The organism is Pseudomonas serbica (assembly GCF_028823535.1).
Taxonomy (GTDB): Bacteria; Pseudomonadota; Gammaproteobacteria; order Pseudomonadales; family Pseudomonadaceae; genus Aquipseudomonas; species Aquipseudomonas serbica.
This window is the reverse complement of sequence record NZ_JAQIYM010000046.1, coordinates 1-752: the sequence shown is the minus strand read 5'-3', so window position 1 is coordinate 752 and position 752 is coordinate 1. Positions and strand designations below refer to the sequence as shown.

Genomic DNA, 752 nt, shown 5'->3' with positions numbered 1-752 from the left:
ATTCCGGAGAACGCCATGACCGCGTCCACTTCGCTGCACTCCAACGCCTTCAACTTCCTCAGCTATGTCAACACCGGCACCGACCCGCGCACCGGCCTGTACACGTGCACCATCAGCCTGCCCGCCCTCAAGACCAACTTCCTGATCGGCCCCGAAGTGCCTCTGCAACTGCGTTTCAGCCCGCTTAACCACACCGACAGCGGCTTAGGGCTGGGCTGGGACCTGCAACTGTCGCAATACAACCCCGCTGACCAGATCCTCTCCCTGAGCACCGGGGAAACTTTCTGCGTGACCGGCAGTGGCCCGCAGCCGGATATCCGCGAGAAAAAACTCGACAGCTTTCATTTTTTCAACGATGGCCGCAACAACGAGGGCCAGTATGTCTATCGGGTGATCCACAAGTCCGGCCTGGTCGAGATCCTCACCGCCGACAGCGCGGGTAAAATTGCCTTGCCCTGGCGCATCCGCTCGGCCCAGGGGCAACACGTTGAACTCAAATACGTCGATTACGCCGACGCCCGCTTGCTCGCCTCCATCGACGACGCCGATGGCACACGCCTGTTGAGCCTGGAACGAAAAACCGACACCGTGAACCTGATCGTGCACCCGGACACGGCCTACCAGGCACTGTTCCTGATGCAACTGGGGGATCGCAAGGTGACGTCCATCCAGCTGCCGACCGCCGACAAGGCCGCCTGGCACTTCGAGTATTTCACTCAGCCTGAGGGCGGGCTGCGGATCGTCAAGGTAAA

1 pseudogene is annotated in these 752 nt (G+C 60.8%); it reads left to right on the top strand.

Annotated elements, in window-relative coordinates:
- Window positions 1-15 precede the first annotated feature (15 nt).
- A pseudogene (locus NQL71_RS29670) lies at window positions 16-752 on the top strand (sugar-binding protein); the annotation flags it as partial.